At 63.1% G+C, this 9,446-nt stretch carries 8 protein-coding genes; 3 read left to right on the top strand and 5 right to left on the bottom strand.

Features of this window, described 5'->3' with window-relative positions; genetic code table 11:
- From VMR03_RS11650 to VMR03_RS11640, 3 genes are all read left to right on the top strand, one after another.
- The coding region (locus tag VMR03_RS11650) for a sulfatase-like hydrolase/transferase (RefSeq protein WP_325405380.1) at positions 1-1,132 on the top strand (1,132 nt) is incomplete at its 5' end.
- Positions 1,133-1,272: 140 nt separating this feature from the next.
- Positions 1,273-3,342, top strand: coding sequence for a 3-hydroxyacyl-CoA dehydrogenase NAD-binding domain-containing protein (locus VMR03_RS11645; protein WP_325405384.1), 2,070 nt, complete (start codon positions 1,273-1,275; stop codon positions 3,340-3,342).
- Between the two features lie 63 nt (positions 3,343-3,405).
- A complete protein-coding gene (locus tag VMR03_RS11640) occupies positions 3,406-4,101 on the top strand; it encodes a glutathione S-transferase family protein (RefSeq protein WP_325405378.1) in 696 nt (231 codons plus the stop codon).
- 38 nt (positions 4,102-4,139) lie between these two features.
- On the opposite strand, the gene VMR03_RS11635 is transcribed toward VMR03_RS11640, so the two are convergent.
- From VMR03_RS11635 to VMR03_RS11615, 5 genes are all read right to left on the bottom strand, one after another.
- Positions 4,140-5,471 (bottom strand): hypothetical protein, encoded by a 1,332-nt coding sequence (locus tag VMR03_RS11635; protein ID WP_325405376.1) that lies wholly within the window; start codon positions 5,469-5,471, stop codon positions 4,140-4,142.
- A 76-nt stretch (positions 5,472-5,547) separates the two neighbouring features.
- A complete protein-coding gene (locus VMR03_RS11630; RefSeq protein ID WP_325405375.1) occupies positions 5,548-6,342 on the bottom strand; it encodes an ABC transporter permease in 795 nt (264 codons plus the stop codon).
- 11 nt (positions 6,343-6,353) lie between these two features.
- Positions 6,354-7,292 carry an ABC transporter permease gene (locus tag VMR03_RS11625; RefSeq protein WP_325405373.1) on the bottom strand — a complete coding sequence of 313 codons (939 nt, stop codon included), beginning with the start codon at positions 7,290-7,292 and terminating at the stop codon, positions 6,354-6,356.
- Positions 7,289-8,443: an ABC transporter substrate-binding protein gene (locus tag VMR03_RS11620; RefSeq protein ID WP_325405371.1), complete on the bottom strand. Its 1,155-nt coding sequence runs from the start codon at positions 8,441-8,443 to the stop codon at positions 7,289-7,291. The genes VMR03_RS11625 and VMR03_RS11620 overlap by 4 nt, the downstream gene beginning before the upstream one ends.
- Positions 8,444-8,471: 28 nt before the next feature.
- Positions 8,472-9,416: an ABC transporter ATP-binding protein gene (locus VMR03_RS11615; protein WP_325405382.1), complete on the bottom strand. Its 945-nt coding sequence runs from the start codon at positions 9,414-9,416 to the stop codon at positions 8,472-8,474.
- Positions 9,417-9,446 lie beyond the last annotated feature (30 nt).

Genomic DNA, 9,446 nt, shown 5'->3' with positions numbered 1-9,446 from the left:
ATGGATCGATGGCCGCAAGGACAGCGACACGCCCTGGTTCCTCGCGGTCAATTTCGTCAATCCGCACGACATCATGTTCTTCACCACCGGCGAACATCAGACGGCGACGCGCTACTCGCCCAACATGGTCTCGCCGCTCGGTGGAGCGCCGCGCGACCCTGAATACAGGATCGACTGGAAGTTGCCATTGCCGAAGAGTTTCGGCGACGATCTTTCGACGAAGCCCTGGGCGCATGGCGAGGATGTGGTCCATTGCAACGCCTTTTACGGCGAGATGCCGCGCGCAAACGAGGACGTCTGGCACCTCTACCGCAACTACTATTTCAACTGTCTGCGCGACGTAGACCGCCAGTTGGGTCTTCTGCTCGATGCGCTGGAGGATAGTGGCGAAGCGGAAAACACCGTGATCGTCTTCACCGCCGATCACGGCGAGATGGCGGCGGCGCACGGACTTCGCGGCAAGGGCCCGACCTATTATCGCGAAGTGGCTTGCGTGCCGCTGATCGTCGTCCATCCGGACGGACCCCAGGCCGTGGAGACGGAAGCGCTCGGCACCTCGCTCGATCTGGCGCCGACGCTGCTTTCCATGGCCGGCATAAGCGGCGAGGAGCGCGCCCGGCGCTTCCCCGCACTGAAAGGCTGCGACCTCTCCCCCTCGATCATGGATAAGGATGGGCGAAGCGAACGCGACGAGCGCGGGACGCTCTACTATTACGGCACGACGCTTTATTGGGATCCGGAGCTCATCCGCGCCTTTATCGGGCTCGACAGCGGCAGGCCCATGCCCGCCGAGGTAAAGGAACGGATCGACAGCGGGAACTTCCCTTATCGCGGCAACCGGGCGCTCATCCGGGGCACCTTCGACGGGCGCTACCGCTTCGCGCGCTATTTCGCCCCGGCCGACCATCACCGGCCGGAGGACTGGGAGACGCTTGCCGCCCGCAATGATCTGGAGCTTTACGATACGGCGAGCGACAGGGACGAAATCGTGAACCTCGCCGCGGACCCCGCGCATCGCGCGACGGTCCTCCGTCTCAATGCGCAGCTGAACGCCGCCATGGATGCCGAAATCGGCGCGGATGACGGAAGGGAATATGACGGCGGCCCGGAGCTCTACAGCCGGGGCGGCTGAGCCGCCTGTTCAATGCCTGACCGTTGCCCGCTCGTCCTGCACAGGCCGGCGGGGCCGCCCGGCTGGCATACGCCCGTCCCGGCGCTATAATCCCCGCCAACAATTCAAAACGAAAAGGCAGGGAACGCGCCATGACAGCGATCAACGACGTCACCACGCTTGGGAAGGAAGGCGGCATCGCCGTCGTCACACTCAATTCGCCACCCGTCAACGCGCTGTCCGCGCCGGTGCGTGAAGGCATCACCAACGGCATCAGGCAGGCGATCGACGACCCCGACGTCGAGGCGATCGTCCTCATCTGCGACGGCAAGACCTTCATCGCCGGCGCCGACATCACCGAATTCGGCAAGGCGCCGAAGGGCCCAAGCCTTTTCGACGCCCAGGCCATGATCGAGAATGCGCCGAAGCCCGTCATCGCCGCGATCCACGGCACGGCGCTCGGCGGCGGCCTCGAGGTCGCCCTCACCTGCCACTATCGCGTTGCCGTTCCGTCGGCGAAATGCGGTCTCCCCGAAGTCAATCTCGGCCTTCTCCCCGGCGCGGGCGGCACGCAGCGTCTGCCGCGCATCGTCGGCCCTGAAAAGGCGCTGGAGATGATGACGGCCGGCAGCCATGTCGGCGCAAAGGCCTGCAAGGAGATGGGCCTCGTCGACGAACTCGTCGAGGAAGGCAAGCTGCGCGAAGGCGCGATCGCCTTTGCGAAGAAGCTCGTCGCCGAGAAGCGTCCGCTGAAGAAGGTGCGCGACCTCAACGAGAAGGTCGAAGCCGCGCGGGGCCATCCGGAGATTTTCGCGAATTTCCGTAAAGCGAATGCCCGCAAGTTCCGCGGCTTCCTCGCGCCGGAATACAATATCCAGTGCATCGAAGCGGCCGTGAATCTGCCCTTCGACGACGGCATCAAGATCGAGCAGAAACTCTTCCGCGAGCTCATCACCGGCACGCAATCGGCGGCGCAGCGTCATGTCTTCTTCGCCGAGCGTCAGGTCTGGAAACTGCCGGACGTGCCGGCCGACACGCCGACGATCCCGGTCGCCAAGGTCGGCGTCATCGGCGCCGGCACGATGGGCGGCGGCATTTCGATGAATTTCCTCAATGCCGGCATCCCGGTCACCATCGTCGAGACGAAGCAGGACGCGCTCGATCGCGGCCTCGCGACGATCCGCAAGAACTATGAGAACACGGCGAAGAAAGGCCGCATGACGCAGGAGGACGTCGAGAAGCGCATGTCGCTCCTCAAGGGCACGCTCGCCCTCGAAGATCTCGCCGACAGCGACCTCGTGATCGAAGCCGTATTCGAGAACATGGAGATCAAGAAAGACATCTTCGGCAAGCTCGACCGGATCGTGAAGCAAGGCGCCATTCTCGCGACCAACACGTCGGCGCTCAACATCGACGAGATCGCGACCGCCGTGAAGCGTCCGGAAGCGGTCATCGGCCTCCACTTCTTCTCGCCCGCGAACGTGATGAAGCTTCTCGAAGTCGTTCGTGCCGACAAGACGTCGAAGCCCGTCATCGCGACCTCGATGCAGATCGCCAAGAAGATCGGCAAGATCGCCGCGCTGGTCGGCGTCTGCCCCGGCTTCGTCGGCAACCGCATCCTCGCCCAGCGTCAGCGCGAGGCGCAGAAGCTCGTTCTCGAAGGCGCGATGCCTTGGGATGTCGATCGTGTCCTCTACGATTTCGGTTTCCCGATGGGCCCCTTCGCCATGTCGGACCTTGCCGGTCTCGACATCGGCTGGTCGAAGGAGAAGTCGAAGGGCGAAACGATCCGCGATCAGCTCTGCGAGATGGATCGCCGCGGCCAGAAGACGGGAGCGGGTTACTACGATTACGACGAGAACCGCAACGCGAAGCCCTCGCCTGTCGTCGAGAAGATCATTCTCGATTACGCCGCGAAGAAAGGCATCAACCGCCGCACGATCTCGGATCAGGAAATCCTCGAGCGTTGCATTTATCCGATGGTGAACGAGGGCGCGAAGATTCTCGAAGAGGGCAAGGCGATCCGCGCGTCCGACATCGACATCGTCTGGATCAATGGCTACGGCTTCCCGGTCTATCGCGGCGGCCCGATGTTCTACGGCGACACTGTGGGCCTCGACAAGGTGCTCGCCAAGATGAAGGAATTCCAGGCGCAGATGGGCGACGATTTCAAACCTGCCGCGCTTCTGGAAAAGCTCGTCGCCGAAGGAAAGAGCTTCCGCGATATGTGACGCGACCGACGGGGTGGCACGGCCACCCCGTCTCGTTTCGGCTATAGGTCTCGGAGAGAAAACATGTCCATTCGTCTTCACGAACTCGTCACCGGCGACAATCGTGCGCTGAGCCCCTATGTCTGGCGCATCAAATATGCGCTGTCTCACAAGGGTCTTGCTTATGAGACCGCGCCCGCCGGCTTCACTGAAATTCCGAAACTCTGCGGCGGCAAATTCAGGACCGTACCTATCATCGAAGACGGCGATACGACCGTCTGCGACAGCTGGGTCATTGCCGACTATCTCGACAAGACATATCCCGCTCGTCCTGTTTTCTCTTCGCCGCAGGAACGCGCGATGGTCAAATTCTTCGACGCCTGGTTCGGCCTCGAAGTCGTGAACCGCATGTTCGCCATCTGCGTTCTCGATATCCACAATCACGCGCGACCGGAAGACCGCGCCTATTTTCGCGAGAGTCGCGAGAAGCGGATCGGTGGAAAGACCCTCGAACAATTCGTCGATGGCCGCGAGCAACGCCTGCCCGAGCTTCGCCACGCGCTGCGCCCCATGCGCGCCGCACTCGCCCAGACGCCATTTATCGGCGGCGAGACGCCGAATTATGCCGACTACATCGCGCTTGGCGGCTTCCTCTGGGCCGGCGCCGTTTGCACGCTGCCGCTTCTCGCGAAGGACGATCCGATCAACGACTGGCTCCAGCGCGGCTTCGATCTTTATGGCGGTCTGGGGCATGTGCCGCTCTATCCGCTGGCGGCCTGAATCCGGATGCAATACGTGGCGGAGCCGGTAGAGCGCCATCATGCTGCGGTCACCCATGTCCGGCTTTCGTCTTGCGTCAATGGCCGGCAGGTTTGCAACTGTTCGAGAGTCGCGTTCAGATAAGTCCCGGCGAGGCCTCCGCCGACGCGCTTGATGTTGAGACCGGCCGGCAAGACGGCGGCGCCGAAACTCGCCACATTGCCGGCCCTGTCGGCGACATAGCCACCCGCCTCGCTCCAGCCGAAAGCGAGGGGCTTGCGACCGGACGAGATGGCGACGGGAAGCGCCGTGGCTACCTGCGTTACGCCCCCGGCGACGATCCGGAGCGTCGGCTTGTCGGCAGCATCGACATACCCCCCGATGAGATTATTCGCCGTGCCATCGCTGAATTCAAAGAGCGGCCGTTCGACCCCGAGGCCGGTCTGCGACCAGTTCGGCACGAGGAGCTCGGTCGCGCCGGCGGCGAGCCCGACCGCATCGAACCATCCGAGCGACGCCGCGCGGACATCGCTCGCAAGACGCGTCGGCGCTGGCGAGCTCGTCGCATGAAAGGGCGGCCAGAAAACGCCGGCCACCGCATCGACACCCAGCACGATCAACGTTTCGCCGTTAACTGCCGTCGAGGCGCCGATCTGGAAGGCGTAATTGCCGGTGTAGTTCGGCGTGAAGACATAGCGCGCGAGGCAGGTGACGCCGTCCGGTAGCAACGCCATCGATCGTTGCGTGATCGTACCCGCCGTCTCGGTGACGGTTTCGAACGGGTTCGCGGCCGGCCCGGTGATATTGCTGAAAGGACCGGAATTGACGGGACAGTTGCGGATATGAATGCGCCCTGAGGTCCCGGCGCGATAATAGATCTGCACCGCGATCGGCCGGCCGTTGACCGCGCCGCCAACCGCCGACTGCGTCCGCCGCGATTGTGCCGAGGCGGCGGCGGTCGAAATGGCGGTCGGCTTGAAAATTCCGAGGGCCGTCGTACCGAGGCTCGTCGCTGTCGCGCTCGTGCTGTTCGACCAAGATGCGAGGCTCAGGTCGTTTCCATTCGCAAGCAGACTCGTCGCCTGGCCGCCGATAAAGGCGCCGACGCCCGACAGCGTGGCGAGCGCGTTCGGTCCGAAGCCCTGGAAAACGCCGGCCGCATCGGCGAGGAAGTGGGGCGAGGAGCGCGCGGTCGAGAAGGTCGCGTCGAGCGAAGTTCCAACACCCGTCACCGCGTAACGGGCACCGAGAAAATCTGCCGCAAGGATGGCCTTTGGGTGCCACCAGCCGCCTTCACGGGATTCCGTTCCTTGCCAGAACGGGCCTTCCCCGAGCCTGTAACCCGGACCTCCCTGAACGTGAATATCGCTCCATCTCGACGGCACGACCATGACCGGCTCCTTTCGCCACTGCGTTTCAGCGCAGTATGCGGGGGCCTGGGCGAGCGGGGATAAGTACGAAAAAGCTTTATTTGACCATGGGTCCGGCCTGGTTCGTCAGCCTGTAGGCCAGAAGAACCGGCAGGAATGTCAAGGCCATCACGACGAGGACAACGACATTGACCTCGGGCAGACGCTGACCGAGCCGGATCGCGCCGAAGATCCAGAGGGGCAGCGTGTTCTGAGCGCCCGCCGTGAAAGTCGTCACGATGACCTCGTCGAAGGAGAGCGCGAAGGCGAGCAGTGCGCCGGCGATCAGCGACGTCGAGATCATCGGCAGCGTGATGCGGCGGAAGGTCTGCCAGGCGTCGGCGCCCAGATCCATCGAGGCCTCTTCCAGGGATTTCGGCACGCGTCTCAGGCGCGCGATGACGTTGTTGTAGACGATGACGATGCAGAAGGTCGCGTGGCCGATGACGATCGTCCAGAACGAAAGACCGAGACCCCAGAACACGAAGAAGGAATTGAGCGCCATGCCGGTGATGATGCCGGGCAGCGCGATCGGCAGCACGACGACGAAAGAAACGGCCTCCTTGCCGAAGAATTCAAAACGGTGGACGGCGAAGGCCGCCGCCGAACCGAGAAAGACCGCAACCGCCGTCGAAAGAAGGCCCGCCTTCAGCGAGAGACCGAGCGCCGCCCTGATTTCCTGGTTCTCCCAGGCCGAGCCGAACCAGCGCAGCGAGAGGCCGGAGATCGGCCAGCTCTGGATGTTGGAGGCGTTGAAGGCGTAGACGAGGATCAGCAGGATCGGCAGGAAGAGGAACAGCAATACCGCCAGGACCCAGGCGGTGAGAGCGATCTTCGCGAATTTCGTTTCCATGCGCCCCTCCCTCACATCACGTCGAAGGCGCCGCTGCGGCGCGCGGCATAGAGATAGAGCGCCATCACCACGAGCGGGATCGAGGCATAGGCGGCCGCGAAAGGCACGTTGTTCGCGATGCCGACATTCGCGTAGACGACGTTGCCGATGAAATCCGATCCCGGTCCGCCGACGAGAACAGGGGTGATGTAGTCGCCCATGGTCAGCGAGAAGGTGAAGATCGAGCCCGCGACGACGCCCGGCAGCGCGAGCGGCAGGATCACCTTGAAGAAGGTCCGCCAGGCTTTCGCGCCGAGATCGAGCGAGGCCTCGAAGAGCGAATAGGGAATGCGCTCCAGTGCCGCATAGATCGGCATGATCATGAAGGGGAGCCAGATATAGGAAAAGACGATCCACATCGCCCAGTTGGTGTAGCCGATCTCGACGCGCTCGAAGCCGAGGCCGTGCAGCAGCCAGTTCAACACGCCGTCATGCGCGAAGATCAGGCGCCAGGCATAGACGCGGGCGAGATAGCTCGACCAGAGCGGCACGAGCACCAGCGTGAACAGCGCGATGCGCTGCGTCGGCGTCGCGAGCCGCACCATGTAGTAGGCGAAAGGAAAGGCAAGAACGACGTCGGTGAGGGTCACCGCAGCCGCCATCAGGATCGTGCGGATCGCGATCAGGCGATAGGTCTCGCTGCCGAAAATCGCACGGAAATTGTCGAGCGTCCACGTCCGGTCGATTTCGCCGGTGAAGCTGTCCGTCATCCAGAAGGCGGAGATGAAGAGCGCGGCAAGCGCCGCGAGATAGATCAGGACGAACCAGCCGAGCGGCGGTCCGAGCAGAAGCCCGGCACTGACGCCGGGCCTCCGCCAGAGTTGCGCAGACAATCGGCGGACCGCTCCGGAGAGCACCGACGAGAGGCGGTCCGCCATCGAGAAGAAGCTTGTCTGCAGGCGAGTGGTCAACCCTTGACCTCTTGCCACTTGCGCTGCCAGACGCTGTAGTCCGTGCATGTCTTGGAGCCGTCGCTGCAGGTCTTTTGCGGCGTCTTCCAGAACTTGATCTGCTTGATGTAGGTCGTCGCCTCATCGAGGTGATACTTGGCGCAGGAACCGGCCTCCGCCTTGTCCATCTCGGCGCAGGCCTTGAGGTTCGCCGGCGTCTCGCCGAAGAAGATCGCCTGCTGCGCCTGCACCGACGGCGTCGACACGTAAGCCATGAACTTGTAGGCGCAGTTCACGTGGCGGGACTTCGCCGAGAGCATCCAGCTATCCGCCCATCCGGTCGCCCCTTCGGCCGGGATCGTGTCGTCGACTTTCGCACCGGCGGCCTTCAACGTGATCGTCTGATAGGGCCAGGCGGCGCCGATGACGACGTCGCCATTCTTGAAGAGTTCGATTTCGTCGGAAGCAAGCGCCCAGTATTTCTTGACGAGTACGCGCTGCTTCTTCAGGAGTGCGACGACGGCGTCGAGCTGCTTCTCGGTCAGCTCGTAGGGATCCTTGATGCCGAGGCTCGGATCCTTCGTCGCGAGATAGAGCGCGGCATCCGCGATCTGGATCGGATTGTCGGGAACCGTCACCTTGCCCTTGTACTGCTCGTCATAGATCGCACTCCAGCTCTTCGGCGCCGAGGCGATCTTCTCAGTGTTGTAGAGCAGCACATTCGGGCCCCATTCGTAGGACAATCCGTAATGCAGCCCGTTCAGCGTGTTGTGCGGCGGCGCCTTCAGATCCGGCACGAAGTTGTCGAAGTCGGGAATGAGCTTGACGTCGATCGGCTGCACCGTGCCGCCATAGATGAGCCGCAGGCTCGCGTCGCCCGAGGCCGAGACGAGATCGTATTCGCCGCCGCCGCCCTGGCGCATCAGCGTCACCATCTCGTCGGACGAGCCCGCATATTTGCGATTGACGATGCAGCCCGTTTCCTTCTCGAAGGGTTTGATCCAGGCGTCTTCCGCATAGCCTTCCCAGGCGACGATATTGAGCGCACCCTCGCCCTTGCCGATGGTCTTGGGATAGTTCGGCGCCGCCGGCGCGGCCAGCGCCGCAGCCGAGAACGCGATAGCCGTGCCGAGGCTCACGCCCGCGGCCAGAACTCTTGTCACTCTCTTCATCTTGCAGCCCTCCATCTTGAGATCCCTGTCACCGAAGCTCGAATAGAAAGTCCGGACGCCACGCCACTTGAACGGTCGTGCCCGCCGCGTCGCGGAAGCGGGCCGTTATGCGGTCGAAATTCTGGCGCACCGCCACTATCTCGGTGCCGTCGGCGAGCGCGACCAGATAGCGCGTGAACATGCCGACATAGACGACGTCGAGAATGCGGCCTTCCTCGACATGAAGCCCCGCTTCGTCGAAGAGATCGCCGAGGGGCGCGATGCGGATCTTCTCGGGCCGGAGCACAAAGCGCTTTCCCTCGCGCCGCAGGATGTTCGACGTGCCGACGAAGCCGGCGACGAAGAGATCGGCCGGCTCCTCGTAGACTTCCGTCGGCGTCCCGATCTGCACGATGCGTCCGTGATTGAAGATCGCGATGCGGTCGCTCATGGTGAGCGCCTCTTCCTGATCGTGCGTCACATAGAGAAAGGTGATCTTCACCTCCGCCTGAATACGCTTCAGCTCCGACTGCATTTCCTGCCGGAGTTTCAGATCGAGCGCGCCGAGCGGTTCGTCGAGAAGCAGCACCTTCGGACGGTTGACGATGGCGCGCGCAAGTCCGACGCGCTGGCGCTGGCCGCCAGAGAGTTCCGCCGGCTTGCGGTCGCCGAAATTCTGGAGCCTGACCATGCGCAGCGCCTCGACGACGCGCGCACGCGTTTCGTCTTTCGGCACGCCCTTCGTCTGGAGACCGTAGGCGACATTCTCCGCGACGCTCATATGCGGGAAGAGCGCGTAGTCCTGGAAGACCGTGTTGATGTCGCGATCATAAGGCGGAAGGCGGGTGACGTCGGCACCGTTCAGCTCGATGACGCCGCGATCCGGCTTCTCGAAGCCGGCGATCAGGCGCAGCGTCGTCGTCTTGAACAGAACACGCCGCACAAGTGGCGAGAAATCGCATTCATGCAGACCATACGGGTTCGCTGGCGGCATATGCTGCATTCGGTTTCGCCGCGCCTGCGC

It is taken from the genome of Parvibaculum sp. (assembly GCF_035511255.1).
GTDB lineage: Bacteria > Pseudomonadota > Alphaproteobacteria > Parvibaculales > Parvibaculaceae > Parvibaculum.
The sequence above is the reverse complement of the archived record's forward strand: the minus strand, read 5'-3'. Positions and strand labels throughout refer to the sequence as shown.

Bases quoted from the DNA above. Each gene is read 5' to 3' on its own strand.
- VMR03_RS11620 (WP_325405371.1), bottom strand. From the start codon at position 8,443: ATGAAGAGAGTGACAAGAGTTCTGGCCGCGGGCGTGAGCCTCGGCACG.
- VMR03_RS11630 (WP_325405375.1), bottom strand. From the start codon at position 6,342: ATGGAAACGAAATTCGCGAAGATCGCTCTCACCGCCTGGGTCCTGGCG.
- VMR03_RS11640 (WP_325405378.1), top strand. From the start codon at position 3,406: ATGTCCATTCGTCTTCACGAACTCGTCACCGGCGACAATCGTGCGCTG.
- VMR03_RS11635 (WP_325405376.1), bottom strand. From the start codon at position 5,471: ATGGTCGTGCCGTCGAGATGGAGCGATATTCACGTTCAGGGAGGTCCG.
- VMR03_RS11615 (WP_325405382.1), bottom strand. From the start codon at position 9,416: ATGCCGCCAGCGAACCCGTATGGTCTGCATGAATGCGATTTCTCGCCA.